The sequence below is a fragment of the Pedobacter sp. BG31 genome (assembly GCF_042464845.1).
Lineage (GTDB): Bacteria > Bacteroidota > Bacteroidia > Sphingobacteriales > Sphingobacteriaceae > Pedobacter > Pedobacter suwonensis.
In genome coordinates, this window is sequence record NZ_JBHNZK010000009.1 from 167,670 (window position 1) to 187,681 (window position 20,012).

Annotated in this window: 19 protein-coding genes; 7 read left to right on the plus strand and 12 right to left on the minus strand. The window is 39.0% G+C overall.

Features of this window, described 5'->3' with window-relative positions; genetic code table 11:
- Positions 1-23: 23 nt before the first annotated feature.
- Positions 24-4,832: a RecQ family ATP-dependent DNA helicase gene (locus tag ACFE6N_RS13185; RefSeq protein ID WP_378937138.1), complete on the minus strand. Its 4,809-nt coding sequence runs from the start codon at positions 4,830-4,832 to the stop codon at positions 24-26.
- 138 nt (positions 4,833-4,970) lie between these two features.
- On the opposite strand from ACFE6N_RS13185, the gene ACFE6N_RS13190 reads away from it, so the two are divergent.
- The gene (locus tag ACFE6N_RS13190) at positions 4,971-5,312 is read left to right on the plus strand and encodes a hypothetical protein (RefSeq protein ID WP_378937140.1); all 342 of its coding nucleotides are present in this window, start codon (positions 4,971-4,973) and stop codon (positions 5,310-5,312) included.
- Between the two features lie 346 nt (positions 5,313-5,658).
- Positions 5,659-6,357 (plus strand): deoxyribonuclease V, encoded by a 699-nt coding sequence (nfi, locus tag ACFE6N_RS13195; protein ID WP_378937142.1) that lies wholly within the window; start codon positions 5,659-5,661, stop codon positions 6,355-6,357.
- Between the two features lie 96 nt (positions 6,358-6,453).
- Here the strand turns inward: nfi and hemF are convergent, their stop codons facing one another.
- The 3 genes from hemF to ACFE6N_RS13210 form a co-directional block, all read right to left on the minus strand.
- The gene (gene hemF / locus ACFE6N_RS13200) at positions 6,454-7,368 is read right to left on the minus strand and encodes an oxygen-dependent coproporphyrinogen oxidase (protein ID WP_378937145.1); all 915 of its coding nucleotides are present in this window, start codon (positions 7,366-7,368) and stop codon (positions 6,454-6,456) included.
- 112 nt (positions 7,369-7,480) lie between these two features.
- Positions 7,481-8,713, minus strand: a complete 1,233-nt coding sequence (locus ACFE6N_RS13205; protein ID WP_378937147.1) for an MFS transporter — start codon at positions 8,711-8,713, stop codon at positions 7,481-7,483.
- Between the two features lie 93 nt (positions 8,714-8,806).
- A complete protein-coding gene (locus ACFE6N_RS13210) occupies positions 8,807-9,067 on the minus strand; it encodes a hypothetical protein (RefSeq protein WP_186462383.1) in 261 nt (86 codons plus the stop codon).
- Between the two features lie 305 nt (positions 9,068-9,372).
- Here ACFE6N_RS13210 and ACFE6N_RS13215 point away from each other — a divergent pair, with 305 nt between their 5' ends.
- The 3 genes from ACFE6N_RS13215 to ACFE6N_RS13225 all read left to right on the plus strand — a co-directional run bounded on the left by ACFE6N_RS13215 (position 9,373) and on the right by ACFE6N_RS13225 (position 12,081).
- Positions 9,373-9,858, plus strand: a complete 486-nt coding sequence (locus ACFE6N_RS13215; RefSeq protein ID WP_378937149.1) for a DUF4442 domain-containing protein — start codon at positions 9,373-9,375, stop codon at positions 9,856-9,858.
- Positions 9,859-9,868: 10 nt separating this feature from the next.
- The gene (locus ACFE6N_RS13220) at positions 9,869-10,498 is read left to right on the plus strand and encodes a helix-turn-helix domain-containing protein (RefSeq protein ID WP_378937151.1); all 630 of its coding nucleotides are present in this window, start codon (positions 9,869-9,871) and stop codon (positions 10,496-10,498) included.
- Positions 10,499-10,728: 230 nt separating this feature from the next.
- Entirely contained in the window at positions 10,729-12,081 is a 1,353-nt protein-coding gene (locus tag ACFE6N_RS13225) for an MATE family efflux transporter (protein WP_378937153.1), read from the plus strand.
- A gap of 199 nt (positions 12,082-12,280) precedes the next feature.
- Here ACFE6N_RS13225 and ACFE6N_RS13230 read toward each other — a convergent pair whose 3' ends face one another.
- The 8 genes from ACFE6N_RS13230 to ACFE6N_RS13265 all read right to left on the minus strand — a co-directional run bounded on the left by ACFE6N_RS13230 (position 12,281) and on the right by ACFE6N_RS13265 (position 18,548).
- The gene (locus ACFE6N_RS13230; protein ID WP_378937155.1) at positions 12,281-13,015 is read right to left on the minus strand and encodes a hypothetical protein; all 735 of its coding nucleotides are present in this window, start codon (positions 13,013-13,015) and stop codon (positions 12,281-12,283) included.
- Between the two features lie 38 nt (positions 13,016-13,053).
- Positions 13,054-13,737 (minus strand): pseudouridine synthase, encoded by a 684-nt coding sequence (locus ACFE6N_RS13235; protein ID WP_378937157.1) that lies wholly within the window; start codon positions 13,735-13,737, stop codon positions 13,054-13,056.
- 41 nt (positions 13,738-13,778) lie between these two features.
- A complete protein-coding gene (locus ACFE6N_RS13240) occupies positions 13,779-14,681 on the minus strand; it encodes a histone deacetylase (protein WP_378937159.1) in 903 nt (300 codons plus the stop codon).
- Positions 14,681-15,541 (minus strand): bestrophin family protein, encoded by an 861-nt coding sequence (locus ACFE6N_RS13245; protein WP_090987238.1) that lies wholly within the window; start codon positions 15,539-15,541, stop codon positions 14,681-14,683. The genes ACFE6N_RS13240 and ACFE6N_RS13245 overlap by 1 nt, the downstream gene beginning before the upstream one ends.
- 12 nt (positions 15,542-15,553) lie before the next feature.
- Entirely contained in the window at positions 15,554-16,843 is a 1,290-nt protein-coding gene (kynU, locus tag ACFE6N_RS13250; protein WP_378937161.1) for a kynureninase, read from the minus strand.
- A 63-nt stretch (positions 16,844-16,906) separates the two neighbouring features.
- Positions 16,907-17,395, minus strand: coding sequence for a pyridoxamine 5'-phosphate oxidase family protein (locus ACFE6N_RS13255; RefSeq protein ID WP_378937163.1), 489 nt, complete (start codon positions 17,393-17,395; stop codon positions 16,907-16,909).
- Between the two features lie 54 nt (positions 17,396-17,449).
- Positions 17,450-18,055 carry a DNA-3-methyladenine glycosylase gene (locus tag ACFE6N_RS13260; RefSeq protein WP_378937165.1) on the minus strand — a complete coding sequence of 202 codons (606 nt, stop codon included), beginning with the start codon at positions 18,053-18,055 and terminating at the stop codon, positions 17,450-17,452.
- Positions 18,056-18,068: 13 nt separating this feature from the next.
- The gene (locus tag ACFE6N_RS13265) at positions 18,069-18,548 is read right to left on the minus strand and encodes a GAF domain-containing protein (protein WP_378937167.1); all 480 of its coding nucleotides are present in this window, start codon (positions 18,546-18,548) and stop codon (positions 18,069-18,071) included.
- 128 nt (positions 18,549-18,676) lie between these two features.
- Between ACFE6N_RS13265 and ACFE6N_RS13270 the strand changes: the two genes are divergently transcribed.
- Positions 18,677-19,366, plus strand: coding sequence for a DUF3291 domain-containing protein (locus ACFE6N_RS13270; RefSeq protein WP_378937169.1), 690 nt, complete (start codon positions 18,677-18,679; stop codon positions 19,364-19,366).
- A gap of 16 nt (positions 19,367-19,382) precedes the next feature.
- On the plus strand, positions 19,383-19,634 hold the full coding sequence (locus tag ACFE6N_RS13275) for a hypothetical protein (RefSeq protein ID WP_090987251.1): 252 nt from the start codon (positions 19,383-19,385) through the stop codon (positions 19,632-19,634).
- The last annotated feature ends 378 nt before the right edge of the window (positions 19,635-20,012 follow it).

The following is a 20,012-nucleotide window of genomic DNA, read 5'->3' on the forward strand; positions in this document are numbered from 1 at the left end:
ATGCGTATTCTTATTTAAAATCCTCAATCTTTTTTCAGCAATAATGATGGCAACACAATCTTTGATTCTTTTTGTTTCTCCTCGTCTTTCCAGTACACTATAAAATTTATTTTCGCAGCAGCTATTTTAAATCCCTGGTCAAAACGCTCCTGTAGAATGGTTTTGAATTTTTGTGAATATTTAACGATGAGCTCACCATTACCATTTTTTAATCCTTCATCTGATGGCTGCAAACGTAAGCCGCTAAAGATTGAATTGATGCGATTCTGTATATATTCGAAATAACCAAGCTGTATATCTCTAAGCGTGAGATGCATGGTTATTTGTTGCGGCTCAGGGTATTGGTTATCATCTTTGGCATATATAAGTCCGTCTGCGGCAAAATGCCGGAGATAACGGCCCTGATAGTATATATTAAGATTGGTTTTAGCTCTGGTAACGGCTACATAAAATTGCCGCTTATGCTCATCGTTAAGGGGTTTAAAATGCTGTAATAACAAATATAAATTGTCAAATTCTTTACCTTTAGCTTTATGGATCGTGGAGACATATACTACTACTGCATCAATATCCACAAAATCTTCTACTTTAGATTCAAAAAGAAAAGCTTTCCAGTCACTTTTATATTTCTTTGCATTATTCACCTCCTCAAACTTACGTATTGCAGAAATAGCAATGTTTTTCTGGGCACTGGTTTCAATATAACTCATTAAATGCCGACTGGCCTCACTCCATTCTTCATCTGCTACCAGCGGGCTGTCTGAAAAGGCATTGATCATATCAGAGAAAAGGCGGAGCTCGTAAAGATTTTGCAGGTTAAAGCCATCGTTTGACTGTATAAGCTGCGCCTTTACTCCTTTCTGCAAAAGCAGGCCACAGAGTAACATGGCTTCTTCATTGGTTTTTGTAAGCACACAGGTAGATCCGGAAAGTTCCGCTGCGCTTAAATTATCAGCTAAAGGAACGATAATCTGGTTTTTGGCATACTCAATAATGTGGATCAGTCCGTTTTGATGTTGGCTTGCAAAACAAGGTTCAGTTTTGAGCCTGCCGCTAATGGTTGCTGCCCACTGGTTGGCTAACGATACGATATTGTTTTTGCTACGGTAGTTCAGCGTAAGCTCATATTTAACAGCATCTTTTTCAGTAATAAAGGCTTGCATGTAGGCGGCATCTGCTCCGCGAAAACCATATATATTCTGGTCATCATCGCCAACCAATATTACCCGCATATCTTCATTTTGCTGCATCAGGGCCTGTACCAGTTCATACTCTTCTTTATTCATGTCCTGAGCCTCATCCACAACCAATACGGATTTTGTAATCCTGAAAGGCTCCATCTCCCCAGCCTTAATTTTGTCAACCGCCGCTTGGATAATGTTTTCAGAAGCCGTCAGGCTTCCTACCCTGCCTAACAGATCAAAGCAGTACGAATGGAAAGTCTTGATTTCGGTATAATGAGCAGCGTTGCCAATGAGTTCCATCAACCGTTTCTTGAATTCTGTTGCCGCTGCCCGCGAGAATGTAAGCATTAACAATTGCTCATGTTTTACATCCTCAGCCATTAGTAAAGAGGCTAACTTATGTACCAATAACTTTGTTTTACCACTTCCGGGTCCGGCAGCTACAACGATGTACTGGCTGCTTGTATCATTAATGATCTTTAGCTGTGTTGGAGAAAGCGCACCAAATAATTTCATAAATTTTGCAGGCGTAAGGCTGCGTTTTATTTCATCCTGCCTGCTGCCGGGAAAATATTTCGAGAGAAAAGATGGGTAGTTTAGTTTGAAATAATCGTCGACAAATTTTAGCGCTTCATTATAATTACGGATCATTTTCTGGGCGTATTCTCCAACAATATGGATCTGCTGCACTTTTTGCTGATAAAACAATTTCAGTTTGTCGTAATCACTTTCTTTATATTGTATACGGTTGTTCTTTTCAATCCGCTCAATGGTGAGCTTATTATGTACAACCATGAATCCGCCTTCTATCTTTATCGCGCCTATGCGCGACAGGTAAAAAAGACTGTCTTCAATATCATCGATATCAGCTTGGATAGAAAACATGCCTTGCTCCTTCTTTACCATCTCTTTAAGTTCCTGTACAGAAAATTCAATCAAGACCTCTTCTTCTTCATTGTTATCAGATTTAACAAGTGCCAATGCTTTTCTGTGCAGATATTCTGTAATCATCCGTGCAAGAAGATGCCGTTTTTCCTGCTTTTCGCTAAAGATTGCTTTATCCACCAGTAAAGCGATCTGCATATGGTTTTTCGTGTGTTCTAAATTACGGCGATTGATCCATTTTTTTATCGCCCAGAAGTTAATAATCGTCTTTAACTGGTTAAGCGAACTATCTTTGATACCGGAATTAAAAAATACCTCAATGATTTCCTTTAGATAGTAAGCTCCTTCCCCGTTTTTTAACTGTGACAATAACATTTCTTCCTGTTTTCTAAAACTTTCTACAATAGCTAATGATCTGCTGGCTGACTCTGTCTTTTTGATAAAAGCTGTAAGGTCTTTGGTATGGGCCAGTATTTTTTCCTCACGCATCAATTCAATTGTCCTAATTACATCTTCTTTGTACATACCCAACTGATCGGATATATAATCTACTCTCGACTCAGCAACCTCATCTGTTGATAATCTTTTGCTTTTGCTCGAAAAAAGTTTTTTAATAATCCGCACCGCTTGTTTCTGCTGGCCTTCGGAAAATTTTTCTGATGCATAAATCCGCTCTATTGCCTCTTGTGCATTTTTACTCAATATGCTGGTCGCAAAAACCCTAGGCATATTTTGTCCTCGCTTTAAATAACCGGCATCTTCCAATGCTGCAATCGCAGTGGTTACCCTGGTTTCAATCTCACTGATGCCATCGTCCCAGCCTGCTTTCCTTGCTATCTCCAGTGCTGAATTAGAAGCTTTATCCCTTGATCTGGTTAACTCCTTTACGGCTTTCCATATCTGGTTTATTTCCTTGCTGCTAATTTTGGTTTGGTTGAGTAGGATGAAATGTTTATCCAGGTCTTCTTCACTAAAAAGTACAAAACAATCGGCTTGTAGCTGCTCATCACGCCCTGCCCTGCCAGCCTCCTGTACATAATTCTCCAGCGAGTCGGAAATGTCGTAATGGATAACGGCGCCAACATCACTTTTGTCTACCCCCATACCAAATGCAGAAGTGGCCACCATAATGTTGACTTCACCGCGCATAAAAGCATTTTGATTTTGAGACTTTTCGTCTTTTTCCATTTTGCCATGGTAGGCCTTGGCAACAAATCCATCTTTGGTTAGCTTATGGGCCAAATTCCTGGCCCTTTTTGTACGGGATACGTAAACAATTGTAGGACAATTCTTTTCCTCGATGATATCTCTAAGCTGATTATATTTTTCATCCTCATTATCCCGTTGATAAACACGGTAGTGTAAGTTTGTGCGTGAAGCATCAGCCCTGAATACTTTTAAATTAAGTTGTAATTTCTCTTTAAAATAAGACCTGATATCTTCAATTACATTCTGCTTTGCTGTAGCCGTGAAGCACGACACCGGAATGGTATGATCAAGTCCTTTCTTTTGCTGCAGATTTTTGATAAAATCGCCAATATATAGGTAGTCTACCCGGAAATCCTGTCCCCAGGATGAGAAACAATGTGCTTCGTCGATCACAAATCTGGCAATCTTCCTTTTAAGCAGCAGCCTTTCGATAGTAATTGAACGAAGCGATTCAGGCGAAATGTAAAGTAAGCTTGCATAGCCATTTTCTATACGTTCTATCGCTTTGCCACGATCTATTGGATCTAACAGTCCGTTGATGGTAACCGCTTCTGTAATCCCTTTCTTTTCCAGGTTATCTACCTGGTCTTTCATCAAAGATTGTAAGGGAGCAATTACCACGGTTAAGGCCTTTGCATTTTCGCCGCTCATTAATGCAGGTACCTGGAAGGTGATAGACTTACCACCGCCCGTTGGAAATACAGCCAGAATAGATTCACCCTGAATAGCAGCCCTAACGGCATCCTCTTGGAGCGGTTCATCGCCATACTTACGAAACCCGGAAAAACTAAAATGCTTATTCAACGCCAATATAGGATCGTGGGCAAGCCTGCAATAATCACATCCATGCAAGCACGGATTGTTCCGCATCAGGAATAGCAGGCGCTCTACATCCGGATAGTTTTTTAATACCCAGGGTGGTGTAATCGAAAAACGATCATCACAATGGAGCAAAGCCAGCGTATAAGCCAAAGCAACAGGAGTTGTATCGATAAAATGATCAAGTTCACATTCTTTGCAAACCTTCCCTTGAAATAAAATACTGATATTGGTATTAAGCTGTTCTTTAGTAACTGGTGCGGAATAATGAAGATACCTGAAGAAATTATCGAAACCGGTTTGATCATGCAACAGACTATACAAGATCAACTTAAAGCGATCATCAAGCGTTGTAAAAGCCCTTAATTCATCGTAAAATAAGTCTTTTGCTTTTTTCGCATCGTTAAAAGGATTATTGCGTTCTTCGGTTTGAACTTTATAGTCTTTTAACAAACGGTGATAAGGTAGTTTCGGAAACAATAAAGGCGATAATAACAAGGTATCAATAGCTTTACCGAAGCCCCATTCAGCATGACCAAAATACTTTTGCAGGTAAGCCAGATCATGTTTTACAATATTATGTCCACAAATAAAGTCGCACTTCCTGATAAAATTTAAAAATTCTTCCGGGTGATTTTTATGAAAGCCCTGCCCATCTGACAAAACACAGCCAATATCAAGCAATTGTTTGCCCGAGGCATTTAGCTCTATATCAAAGAAGGCTATATTGTCCATTTTCAGGTTTAATTCTGGTACATATTCCTAAAATAGTTAAAGTAATGAAATTTAATACTACTTTGATAGTTATTACACGTTTATTTACGCTTTTTAAAAAATAAAATCTATACGCCGTTAATTAACTACATTTAAATTATGGATCAATTAGATTTACATTCGTTTTGGGAATTATTGCCACTAAAAGGCTTAGGACCTATACAGTTTCTCTCCGAGAAAACAGATGTACAGTTATATGATAAAATCTTGGGTAAAATCATAGCAGAAGAACACGAGAACCTGGAACAACGAAAACAGGATTTACAGGATACAGTTAAACAATTCACCCAATTTTTCAATGAAGAAGATTTAAAAATCGCAATTGAAGCATTAGAGGAAACTATTGGCAATGAGCGGGGACGATATTTCCACCACGTTTTGGGAATCAGGAATATCCCTGGAGTACAAAGCAGATCAGCTGGTGGAAATTTTTGCCGATGACCGCGCAAAACTGCTCCATTTTCAGGATATACCAATTTTTAGCGCTGAGCCAACTCATTTGATCGGCCAAATCAGTAAACAGTTAAATGAAATTCCTCTGATCAAAGATGAGGAAGTCGTTTTTCCGAAGCATCATCTTTTCTTATTTTCCTTTTTAAGCGAACAGGTAGATGGTCAATATCGTGATGGATCAAAGAAAAACCGGTCAGTAAGCTGGAGAAATTCTCCCAGAATGCACGCTGTTAATTTAGCTGATTATCAACCATTAAAATTGTTTTGAGTTCTCCCCAATTCCATTGCCTTTAGGTTAATGCAAACAATTATGGCCTGAACTTGTACTAAAATTATGTACGACCATTACAGCTTCGAGGAAGCTACCGCTTATCAAACCGAACTCGCCAAACAATTAAAGTTTCAGCAGCTCCAAAATATTGAAACGATTGCCGGGGCTGATATTTCTTTTAACAAAAACAGCGATACAATGTATGCGGGAATTGTAATACTCACCTATCCGGATATGGTTTTGAAATCTTTCTCGTTAGCAACTTATGAAACCAGTTTCCCTTATAAGCCTGGTTTTTTAGGTTTTAAAGAAGTGCCTGCATTATTAAAAGTTTGGGAATTGATTAAAAATAAACCAGATGTTGTGGTATTGGATGGAAATGGAATTTTACACCCGAGGCGAATGGGCGTTGCTTCACATTTTGGGATTTTGGCCAATCAAGCAACTATAGGTTGTGCCAAGAGCCTTTTATACGGTGAAAACCATGTTCCTGAAAATAAAAAATTAAGCACTACAGAAATTATCAGTCATGGCGAAACCTTAGGTTTCGCTTTACGCACAAAGATCAAGTGTGCGCCGGTTTACGTATCTGCCGGTCATTTAATTACCGCTGATCAAAGCCTGGAAATTGTAAAAAACTGCGTGGGGAATTACCGAATCCCTGAGCCAACACGTATGGCGCACAATATTGTAAATGATTTCAGAACCGGTAAACTGAAAGCTGGTTTCCATGAAGTATCGGCACCCTTAACGCTATTTTAGCTCAAAGCCAGGATGCTGAACTTGTTCAGCATCTTCTGCATGAAAGCCCCTGAAAAAATACAATAGTTATCGGATCAGGGTGACGACACGATCAACCTAAATCCAGTTAATCCCTTTTTTAAGCAATTGCAGCGTTTTGTATTCTTCTGAATCTATTGCTGGCTGCACATTGTAGCCCCAATTGGCCTGTGGCGGTAAACTCATCAAAATCGATTCGATCCGACCGTTGGTTTCCAAGCCAAATTTTGTTCCTGAATCGTATACCAAATTAAATTCTACATACCGGCTACGGCGTTGGTATTGCCACTCCTTCTGAGTTTTGGTAAATTCCTTATCCCGGTTACGGTCAATTAATTCGGAATAAATTGGTAAAAATGTTTCACCAATGTTGATAGAGAAATCTAGAATCTGTTCCCATGAAAGATTGGTATTTTCAGGTTTTAAGCGATCGTAAAAAATACCGCCAATACCGCGCGTTTCTTCACGGTGTTTAATAAAGAAATAATCGTCAGCATGTGTTTTAAATTTTGGATAAAATTCAGTGCTGAAATCGTCGCATGCCTGCTTTATTTTATGATGAAAGAAACGTGCATCGTTCTCGAAAACATAGTGCGGTGTTAAATCGATACCACCACCAAACCAACGCGTCTCCTCATTGAGTTCAAAATAACGGATATTCATGTGAATGATCGGTACCAGTGGATGATTTGGATGGATTACGATGGAAACGCCTGTAGCAAAAAAATCATCCTCATTAACCTTGAAGGCTTTTTTTACCGCTTCGGGCAGCTTACCATGTACAGCAGAAAAATTCACGCCACCCTTTTCGATGATTGCGCCATTTTGCATAATCCGGGTACGCCCGCCTCCCCCGCCATTTCTTTCCCAGAGCTCTTCCTCAAATTTTCCTTTGCCATCTGCAATTTCCAGTCCCCTGCAAATTTCATCCTGTATTTGCTTATATCTTACTGCTACTTCTTCTTTGAACATGATGATTTTTTCTATTTCCATACAAATTTAAAGCTAATAAGGCAGCTATATTGATTTATGTTTATATAGTACATTGCGTTGACATTGCTTTTTAGCCAGGAGTCTTTCATCTCCGCTGTCCCGAATCCTGTGCCTATTGTTCCAGGTAATTAAGGTCTTTATTAAAGCTTTCTTTTAAAGAAGCAACAGAAATCATGGCAATTACGGTTACAATCCCCATCACAATAAAACCGGCAGATACAATGTTGTAGCGATGCACAAAGAATTCGAAAACAAACGTGATCGGAATCAAAGCGCCACGCACAAAGTTGGGCGCTGTAGTGGTAACTGTTGAGCGGATGTTTGTACCAAACTGTTCGGCAGCAATCGTCACAAACGTTGCCCAGTAACCAACTGCAAAACCCATAAAAAGGCAGATCAGGATAAAATTACTTTCTGTTAAACCAGTACTATTTAAGTAAACCAGGACGGTGATTACCGATAAACTTTGAAAAATAAGTACTGTTTTTTTACGCGATCTTAAAACCTGTGCTAAAATACCACAAACCACATCGCCAATGGCAATACCAAAATAGGTATACATAATGCCGGTTCCTGCATTCAAGGCATCCTTAGCGCCCAATGCTTTACCTATTTCTGGTGACTGGGTAACTAAAATCCCGACAATAAACCAGAGCGGAAGGCCGAGACAGATACAGGCCAGGTACTTTAAGAATCTTTTCCGATCAGAAAATAGCATAAAGAAATTACCTTTTGAAATCTGTTTATCCTGCTCAGCATGTTTAAACATACCCGATTCAAAAGTGCCTACACGCAAAAGCAATAACAGCAAGCCCATACCGCCACCTACAAAATAAGACGTTTGCCAGGTAAAATGCTTTCCAATGGTAGCTGCTGCCGCGGCGCCCAGTAAACCGATGCCAGCCACCACCATGGTACCGTAACCACGTTTCTCTTTATCCATGGTTTCCGTAACAAGGGTAATGCCCGCACCCAATTCGCCCGCTAAGCCAATGCCTGCTATAAACCTGATTATGGCATAGGTATGCACATCAGTAGCGAAGCCATTGGCTATATTTGCCAGTGAATACATTAAAATTGATCCGAATAATACTTTGATTCGCCCGAATTTATCGCCTATGATTCCCCAGAGTAAGCCTCCAAGCAACAGGCCAAACATCTGCATATTGATAACGTATTCCCCTTCGGTACGCATATCTGCTGCAGAAACACCTATATCGGTAAAACTCTTTAAGCGCACTACGGAAAACAGAACGAGGTCGTAAATATCGACGAAATAGCCCAGAGCAGCTACAATAACTAAAAAAATTACATTACGGCTGTTGGTTTTAGCTTGATGATCCATTTAACTATTTGGTTTAATCGGCTGAAAGTACGCATTAACACAAATATTTAAAATAGATTTCTAAAATAAAAGCCACCCCTGTGTGGATGGCTTTTAAGATCCTACATAGGAGGATTTTGTTTTGTCGTGTCGGGTGGCATTTTTGTTGTCGTGTCTGGCATTGATTTGGATGTTGTATCCATTGGCGCCGTTGTTGTCGAATCCGTTGTTGTGCTGTCTGAAGAACCAGCCATGTTTTTTGACGAATTGCATGCTGATGTGGCTATCATAAGAGAACCAGCAAAAGCAAGACTTAAAATTATCTTTTTCATAGTTTTTAATGTTATCTATCATCCAAAACAACCTTACTATCATTTGGTTTTAAATATTATCCGACAAAGGATAATATTTTCGCAAATAAACACCAGCTATTGAGCCTTAACGAAGAAGATCAAACGGTATTTGTTGTCATTTTTAATTTTCGAGATAATATCATCACACATTCCGGTATATTATTTCCCTAAATACTGTTTAACCATAAGCTGCTATAAAAAAAACTATATAACCAAAAGTCTTGATCGAGATGCCATAAAAAGGGAATCTGTCATTTCAGAAAAATATGACCAAAACAAGATCGGTAAAACTTTAAAAGGTGATAAAACTTTCTGATATTAGTAAATATGATTATTTCTCAAAACACCCTTAAATGGGTAATGCGTTTTTACCCACCCCTATTTTTTCAACGCATTTGGGTTCAGAAATTTGACAACGACTTTAGAAGCTGTACGGTTAAACTGAGCAAGAGTTTTCTGAATAAAAATTACAACGGTTCTATTTTTGGAGGAACTATTTACGCAGCTACAGATCCATTTTACGCGCTTTTATTTGATCAGCTGATGCAGCGTCGGGGATTTAAAGTCCGGGTTTGGCTTAAGAGTGCTTCAATACAATATTTAAAACCCGGACGTTCTACTTTATATTTCACTATTACAGTAACTGATGACATGCTTAATGACGCTGAGCAGGCTTTAAGAACCATTGGAAAGTTCGTAAAAGCCTACCCTATGGAGATCACCAATAAAAAAGGCGAATTGTGTGCAACCGTAATGAATGAAGTGTACATCAGAAACCTGCACCAGGGCGAAACACCAAGAGTTGCTTACTAATTTTTAGATTATGCCGAGTATTAAGAATTTAATTTTGCAGGGTGAGGGCGTGATGCTGGATTTCAAAAAAACCATTACGAGTACCGAAAAAATAGCTAAGAGTTTGGTTGCTTTTGCCAATAATAGAGGTGGTAAATTATTAATTGGCATTGCAGATAATGGATCCATTAAGGGAGTGAAATCTGAAGAAGAAGAGAAATACATGATTTTAACTGCTGCACATCAGTTCTGCAAACCGGCTATTGAACCTCATTTTGAAGAGATTTACGTAGATGATAAGCTGGTTTTGGTGGTTGAAATTCCTGAAAGTGATACCAAACCGCACTATGCACTTGATCATCAAAAGAAATGGTGGGCTTATATCCGCATTGATGATAAAAGCGTTTTAGCCAGCCGGATTATTGTTGAAGTGCTTAAACAGGAGGATAAAGACAATGGTGTACTCATCTCCTATTCTGATAATGAAAAAAAATTGCTCGAATACCTGGAGCAAAATGGAAAGATTACCCTGAAAGAATTTAGCAAACTGTTGCGGAGTTCGTACCGCAAGGCCCAGAAAGTACTGGTTAATTTAATTTTAACTAACGTAATCAAATCGCATACCACCGAAAAGGAAGAGTATTTTACGGCCGTGAGGTAGCGTGATTTTTCTTGATTGTCGTCATCCTGAACTTGTTTCAGGATCTATTTTAATCATATTATGGTAATATAGAGGGTAACAGGAAAGATGCTGAACTAAATTCAGCATGACGGATCAGGTAAAGATATTGTCACCCTGAACCTGCTTCAGGGTCTGTTTAACGGCTCCTTAATATTAACTTTTCTACATCCCTATTTTATGAGGTTTAAAAAACCGATCTTTGCAAACTCATGTTTTCTAAAATTTACAACCGGTATAAGCCCTATTATAAAGAAAATCTTCATTTGGCCTTGCCAATTGTGGGCTCGCAGGTTGGCCATACTTTGGTGCACATGGCCGATAGCATCATTGTGGGTCATTTTACCGATACCATTCAGTTAGCTGCTGTTTCGCTGGTGAACAGTATCTTTATGCTCATTCTCGTAATTGGCCTTGGCATCTCTTATGGTTTAACCCCGCTTATTGCACAGGAAAACGGCCGGCAACATGATGATGAATGCGGGAGGCTTTTGTCAAACAGTTTAATCATTAACATTTGTGTTGGCGTATTATTATATGTGCTGGTGCAACTGGGGATATTTTTTGTTATTGATCGGCTGGACCAGACGCCCGAGGTAGTACGCTATGCAAAACCTTATCTCAATCTTTTATCTGTTTCGATTATCCCATTGTTGATTTTCCAGACATTTAAGCAATTTGCCGAAGGTTTAGGCTTTACCAAACAAGCCATGTTTGTTTCCATCTGGGGAAATGCCATCAATATTATTTTAGGAATTATCTTCGTGAAAGGCATGTTTGGCATCCAATCTATGGGCGTTAGCGGTGTGGGTTTAAGCACGCTGATAGACAGGATTTTGATGGCTGCTGTGATGTGCTTTTATGTATTACGCTCAAAGCATTTTAAAAAGTATCTGACCGGTTTTAAGGCAACTTTTTTTGATAAGATGAGGGCGGTTAAAATCGCTAAAATCGGAATGCCGGTAGCGATGCAATATTCTTTTGAAATCAGTGCTTTTAGTGGTGCTGCACTATTAATCGGTACCATTGGTGCGATTGAACAAGCCGCACACCAGATTGCTATTAGTTTAGCGGCTATGACGTATATGATCGCCAGTGGCGTGGCATCGGCAGCAACCATTAAAACCGGAAATAACTTTGGTAAAAATAATTTCGATGACCTTCGTAAATCGGCAATCGCCAGCTATCATGTAATATTGCTATTTATGTCGTGTACAGCGGTCATTTTTGTAATTGCTAATGATTTGATGCCTTTTATTTATACCGAAGATGCCACAGTAATTCCAATTGCGGCACAACTATTAATCATCGCAGGATTCTTTCAGCTTTTTGATGGCACACAGGTGGTTGGATTGGGGGTTTTACGCGGAATGGGTGACGTAAACATGCCAACCTTAATTACTTTTTTAGCCTATTGGGTAGTTGGGATCCCTATTGGTTATGTTTTGGGATTTCATTTCAACTTAGGCGTTAATGGAATCTGGTATGGATTAACATTGGGCTTGTTAACGGCCTCTATCCTGTTGTTTTTAAGGTTTCAGAACAAGACGAGGAGTTTGAATTAAACGATCGTCATCTCGACTGAAGCGCAGCGCAATGGAGAGATCTATAATCAAAGATACCCTAGAGATCGATTTAGCTTCTCGGAGCCTTCGGGTTCTCGACTCCGTTGCACTTCACCCGAAATGACGGTAATTGTGGCGTGCAATGACGACGTTTATTTGATGTCATACCAAGTGACTTTAGAAAAGAGGAATAACTAAATTATTTTCCCCCAACATTCACCACAACCCCTATGGTAAAAATCGAGTTACCAGCAGACATATATTTGCGATTCTTTAAGCCTATATTGCTGCTTGTGGTATACTGAAGCTGAAAAGTTTTGCTAAGCGCCATCCGCGTAAAAAAAACCGGCTCAAAGAAAATATTATCTTCTTTAGGCTGCACTGCACCATTTAAAAAGAACCGATCCATTTTAATATGACTAATCCTCAAAGCGGTACCATAATTAATGGGAAAATCGGTTCCGAACAAGCGCAAATTATTTTTCTTCTTCGAGCTGTAGTTTACCTGTAAGAATGTTTTTCTGTAATCTACTTCCTGCAGTTCAGAACTAATGAGGATATCATTTTTATAATCACGGAATGTAATGTCGCTCCAACCTTTTCCTACACCCGCATAAATTTCGATAATGCGGTTATCATCCGGACCAAAAGTATCAAAATAACCTCCTCCGATTTCAATCAGCTTGTGCCCGAAATCTTTGGTTTTTCTTTCACTGTTCATCCTTGAGCCGCTAAAAAGCACGCCTATATGATCAGAAACAGCATAAGCACCGTTAACACTGGCATTGCCTTTTAAAGAGATATGAGCGCCACCACTAAATTCACCCTGTTTACTTAACATGGGGGTATTTGGAACGTTTGGCATATAAACTGAAGAACAACTGACTGCAAAAAGCGCTAAAACAGGGAGTGTAAAACGTAAGTATTTAATCATAGATGTTATATAAACAGATTTTGGTGGTAAAAATTGTGCTAAAGTTCCATTTTCATGAAATCCATCACTCTTTTGAACTCATCATGCAAACCGGCTTTCAGGTGGATTCTTTCTTTTGTAATGGGATGAACAAATCCTAATTCAGAAGCATGGAGCAACATGGTTGTCATGTCCCATTGTTCTTTAAAAAATTTGTTTTGTTTGTTACAGCCATGTGTCCTGTCGCCGATAATCGGATGTAAAATATGGCTAAAATGTCTCCTCAATTGATGCATCCGTCCGGTTTTAGGTGCGGCTTCTACCAGTGAATAACGGGAGGTTGGATGTTTACCAAAAGCTACCGGTACCTCCGCTTTCTGAAGTGTACGAAATGACGTTAAAGCCTCCTGTATGGTTCCGTTTTCTTTGGCTAAAGGATAATCAATTTCCATCTGATCGGGTGTAAAACCACGCAGAATGGCCAAATATTTCTTATCGGTTTCAGCATTCATAAATTGCTGATGCATAGCAATTTCAGACTCCTTATCAAAAGCAAACAACAATATACCGCTGGTTTTTCTGTCTAGCCTATGTACGGGACTGACATGCTTCCCTACCTGATCTCTTAACAATTGCAGGGCAAATTCTGTCGCGTCTCTTGCGATGGAAGACTGGTGCACCAACAAGCCATGAGGTTTGTTAATCGCAATTAGATTTTCGTCCTGATAAATAATCTCCAACATATAGGCGCGAAGATAATGATATTATGGCTTTGCAAAAGCGCTCATCCAAATAAATCAAAAGCAAGACGATAGGTATTGCAATGCGCATCTACAATATCCTTGATATCTGCCGAGTAGCCTCCGCCCATGCTTACCTGCAAAGGTAGATTTTTATTTTTACACGCCTGAAGCACCATCCTGTCACGTTCTTTGCATGCTGCTTTGCTTAAAGCCAGTTTACCCAACTTATCTGTTGAAAGTACATCCACTCCCGATAGATAAAATACGAAATCAGGTTTAGCCATCTCAAAAGCCTTCTTCAGATTGACATTTAATATGGACAGGTATTCATCATCAGCTATTCCATCATCTAGAGGAACATCAAGATTTGAAACTTCTTTTTTAAACGGAAAATTCTTTTCGCCATGCATGGAGAAAGTAAATGCCCTAGGCTCATGTTGGAGCATCTCGGCCGTACCATTTCCCTGATGTACATCTAAATCAATTATTAATATGCGATTAATTAACTTTTTATGTAACAGATAATTAGCAGCGATAGCCTGGTCGTTTAACAAACAAAAACCTTCACCCCAATTGCTTCCTGCATGATGGGTGCCACCTGCAACATTAAAGGCAATACCATTATCTATAGCGAAATGAACTCCGTCAATTGTGCCTTGTGTAATCCTTAGCTCACGCTCCAAAAGCTGCGCATTTAACGGGAATCCAATCCGTCTCTGATCTTTAGCAGAAAGTGTTAAGTCCCTCAATTGTTCCCAATATGCTTTTTCATGAGAGAGGAGAATAATCTCTTCCGAAACGGGTTCTGGACTAAACAAATTCTGAGACTTTATAGTTCCCTCATGTAAAAGCTGCCCCGGTATCAGTTCATATTTCAGCATCGGAAAACGGTGCCCCTCAGGCAAAGGATGTGCGTAGAGCGGATGCCAGGCAATTCTGATCATTAGCCTAAAATTTCTCCTACGTGTTTTTCGATATTGGTACAGATCTGATCCACCGGAAGATCATTCGCATCGTAACCAAACGGGTTTTCTATTTCTTCAGCTATCAACTCTAAACTCGCTAATACATAGAGGATAAAAGGAACAATTGGCACTACAAAATAACCTAAACTGAACACCCAGCCAAAGGGTAAAGTAATCACATAAACAAAAATAAACTTTTTAATAAATGCACTATAAGAAAACGGGATCGGCGTATTTTTAATTCTTTCGCAGGCACCACAGATATCGGTGAACTGATTAAAATCACCGGAAAGAACAATAAACTGTTCCTGCGAAATTGCCCCCTTTTCCAGCAGTCCATAGAATCTGTTGGTTAAACTGCCTGCTATCTGGTTTGGGATGTGTTTACCTTCTTCAACTTCGATTAGCAAGCTATTCTTACCAAAATACATCTTTTCTCTTAAATGTTCTTTTAATGCAAAAGCATATTTAGGGATGCCGTATTCAAAAAAGCGAACATCCTCATCTGTCAGTTTAAGTGCTTTAATCTTTATAGCCAGGTTACGGCTCACGTTGGTTAATGACCCAAGCAATTTCCGGCCTTCCCACCACCTGTCGTAAGCCGTATTTGTTCTGAAAACCAATAAAAGCGACAATACAAAACCCAATAAACTATGCATCATGCCAATATTGGTTACATTGCTCGTTTTAGAAAGCTGAAAGTAATTCAATTCGGCATAGGCAACCAGTCCTGAAAATACAGCTACGCCAAGCATTAACGGCCAAAGTTTTCTAAAAGTGTCACTTTTATCGATATGAAAAATGAACGTACTCCAGTCTTTAGGGTTGTAATTAATCATTGTTTTTCTTTTCTACGTTAAAATATCTTTACTGACTTTTAATAACGCTTGCCCTGCCAAATAAACGTCCTCATAAGAATTATAAAGTGGTACGGCACTTAAACGGATTACATCGGGTTCGCGCCAATCGCCAAGAATGTGATTCGCCATTAAGCCGTCAAAAATCGCTTTACCATTGCGCTGTGCAATAACGGATAACTGCGCGCCTCTATCTACAGGATTCTTTGGCGTAATAATTTTGTACTGCTCAAATCCTAATTCTTTATTTACTTCATTTATAGTAAATTCCAAATATTTAGTTAAAGTGATACTCTTTTTTCTTAAGGGCTCAATGAATCCTGCTTTTTCAAAAATCTGAAGTGAAGCATGGTATAATGCCATCGGCATTACCTGCGTACAGCTTACCTGCCACCCGTCTGCCCCGGCTTCCGGAACAAAGCCTTTTTCCATTTTAAAACGCTTACTTTCCTGATAGCCCCACCATCCCGCAAACCGGTTTAGTTCGGCGTTGCCAAAATGTTTTTCATGAACAAAAATTCCGCTTATGCCACCCGGACCTGAATTCTGGTATTTGTACGAACACCAGCATGCAAAATCAACATCCCAATCATGCAATTTTACAGGGACATTACCTGCAGCATGCGCCAGATCCCAGCCCACTACTGCGCCTATTTCATGTCCTGCTTTGGTAATGGCTTCCATATCATACCATTGTCCGGTGTAGTAATTTATTCCACCAAACAAAACTAAAGCAATTTCATCAGCATTTTCTTTGATTTTAGCTATGATATCTTCGGTAAGAAGTATTTCCTCACCTTCTTTAGGAAAAACCTCTATAATCGCTTCTTTAGGGTCAAAACCATGAAACCTCACCTGGCTTTCTATTGCATATTGATCGGATGGAAAAGCACCGCCCTCCATAATGATTTTAACGCGTTTGCCATTGGGCTGATAAAAGCTAACCATTAACAAATGAAGGTTTACGGTCAGGGTATTCATCGGACAAACCTCAGAGGGTAACGCACCAACGATCGGAGCCATTAACTTTTTAAGCGCCTTGTGGTAGAACATCCAGGGCTCGTTTCCATCAAACCAACCTTCAACAGCGTAGTTGGCCCAATTGTTAAGTTGCCCCTTCAGGACTTCTTCCGCCACTTTAGGCTGAAGACCTAATGAATTGCCACACAGGTAGATAAAATCTTTATCATTATGTTTTGGAAATAAGAACTGAGACCTGAAGTGATGAAGCTGATCAGCCTCATCCTGTAATTGGGCAAACGATAGTGTGTTTTCGAAATTCATCAGCCAATATTACAAAAAAGCAGGTACTGTTTCCAATCCTGCCTTTCAATTCTTTTAAATTTATTAGAATTTCATTGTATCATGTTTACCCAAATCTGGCGTATCTCCGGTAACTACCGCTTTCAAAATACTAAACAACACCACAATTTTTGATGAAGATGAATCCCAGTATTCTGCTTCTTCAGGGGTAACCTTTATCAGAATTAATCTCGGATCTTCAATGCCATCAGGAAACCAGGCTCTTACAAATGGGGAAAAATAAGCCTCTTTGCGTACTTTATCGTCTACAAGTTCAGCTTTACCTTTTACCGTTAAATAAGTATTTTTAGAAGGATCGCTATAAGCCAGCAATACATTATTTTCTTTTGAAATTTCTTTCGATTTCAAGGAGTACTCGTTGGTGTAAAACCACAGGGTGCCATCGTCTTCAATTTTCGCAGTACCCATTGGCCTGCTTCCAAATTCGTCGTTTGAAGAAAAGGTAGTAAACATACAGGTTCTTACACTTTCTGCCATCTCTTTTAAGATGGCTATATTTTTCTCGTTTTTCATGTTTTTGATTGTTTATAGAGAAAAACAGCAAGCGCCTTAAAAGGTTTCTATAAATTAAACCTTATTCGGTTTACTTACATATTTATTGCCTTTTACAAAAAATCGCCATGGTAGTAACGCATGCTCTTTGGCATAGGCGATACCAACACGTGGTGTTGCTGCAATATCTTCGTCTGCATACCGGATACCATGGTCCTCAATCCAGATTTCCTCATTGGAAAGATTTTTGGCATTAAAAGTCTTATCGATCCCCAATGCCTTTGCAGCCGAACCGGGTCCGGCGGAAATAGCACCTTTTGAACGAGACATATTCCGTCGCTGTTCTATAATTTCTAATCCCAGCATTGGTTCTATCCCTCTGATCAAAACCGCGTGCGGGTCGTCTTTAACTGACGTAACCACATTGAAAAGATGATGCATACCATAACAGAGATATACGTAAGCAACACCGCCTTCACCATACATGGTTTCAGTGCGGTGGGTACGGCGACCGCCATATGCATGAGATGCTTTATCTTTTTCCCCGAAATAAGCCTCTGTTTCTACAATGATACCGGCAGTAATTTCTTCACCAATTTTGGTATAGAGTACCTTACCCAGTAAATCTTTCGCAAGGCTCACCACATTCTCATTCTGATAATATTCAGGACTTAATTTCAATATTTAATCTAAATTATCTGTTTAATAAAATCGCAATAACCTGCTCTAAATAAAGCTGATCTGTTTCATCAAACTTATTTAATACTTCACTATCGATATCTAGCACTCCGATTACTTCACCGTTAACAATCAGCGGCAGAACGATTTCAGATTTTGAGGCTGATGCACAGGCGATATGGCCAGGAAATTCTTCTACATCTGGTACAATAATGGTTTTAGCTTCAGCCCAGGAAGTACCACAAACGCCCTTACCCTTTTTTATTCTTGTGCAAGCAACAGGCCCCTGAAAAGGTCCAAGAACAAGCTCATCGTTTTTTACCTGGTAAAACCCAACCCAAAACCAACCAAACTGCTCTTTAAGTGCGGCGGCAACATTTGCCATATTGGCAACAAAATCTGTTTCGCCATATAATAGCGCTTTAATTTGAGGGATAATGGATTGATACTGCGCTTCTTTAGAAGTATCTCTTGTAATAACTAAATCTTCTGCCATTTGTTTTATTTATAAATTCAAAGTTAATAATGAAATGCGAGTTGTAAGACAGCATGGTTTTTAATGACAAAAATTTGAATGAGAACCTATCCTGAAAATGCTTAGTTTTGATCCCTTAACCGCTTATTATGATCGTAGCCTTAACCATTACTAAATTCCGTGGCCTAACTATCCCCTTCGCATTTATAGGAATGGCGGTTTTAAGGTTACCCTTATGGCTAAATAAAAAGTGTAGTTTTTGGAAATTAATGGGAAGTGGTAAAGATGCAAGGGTTGACTTATCTCCGGATTACAAGCATTGGGCTGTATTAACGACCTGGAATGACCGTAAAGATTATGATCATTTTAACCAAAATTCTATAGTGATGAAATGGTTTAATTTTTTCGCAATAGAAAGTTTAACCATCTTACTCAATCCTTTAACAAGTCATGGCTTATGGTCAAAAGCACAACCTTTTAAAGTTGATAAGACAAACAAAGTTTCCTCTGGGAAAATTGCAGTAATTACCAGGGCTGCAATTAAATTTAACCGACTAAAAGAGTTCAGGCATAATATTAAAAGGGCGGCAGATGCGATGCATACGGCACCAGGATTTGTCCTATCTGCAGGTATGGGAGAAAATCCATTTTTTGACCAGGCCACTTTCTCGATATGGGACGATGCTGAGAGTGTAAAAAACTATGCCTATAAAACTTTCGACCATGCCGATGTGATTAAGCTTACCAGAGCGAGAGAATGGTACAAAGAAGAACTTTTTGCCCGTTTCTCCATTATTGATAGCTGGGGAACACTTAACGGAACATCAGTTGAATTATAAATAAAATATATCCTAAATGAGAGTTGTAGCAGAACTTCCGCATCCGGAATGTAAGATCACCATTTTTTCAATGAACCAAAAATACATTGTAAAATTTGAACAGGGTACTTTTGAGCAAAGTTATAAACTTGCTGAACTAGACCTGAGTGGCGGTGGCGTAAATGATGTTTTTGAAATTATTGATGAAGAATTTATCCAGACCGTTATTGCCCGCTTCAAATCGATGCGTTCTGATTTTACCGCAGCTTACAACAGGCATCAATATTAAAATAATCACTTCAATATACTGATATTCAGCATCTTATTTAAACATTCAAAATAATATTCTGAATTTTTGTATATTTTTTGAGTTAAACAGAGTTGTTATCGACAGTCTTTATTAAGATAAATCCATATAAATAATTGATATATTGAGTTTTGAATCTCTGAAAAAAATATAATTTGGTATTTAATTTAACCAAATAAATGGGAGGTTTAGCGATTTTGGGAAGAAGCAAGCATTAAATCTTTCAAAAAAACTTATATAAAGTATATTAAATATTTACAATTAATTTTGCAAGATTCTTTCCAGTTTCATTTTCAACTTTAAAGTGACTGATAAACAAGTCGAAGTTAGTAATTCGGTCTTGCAGATTCTGTACATATC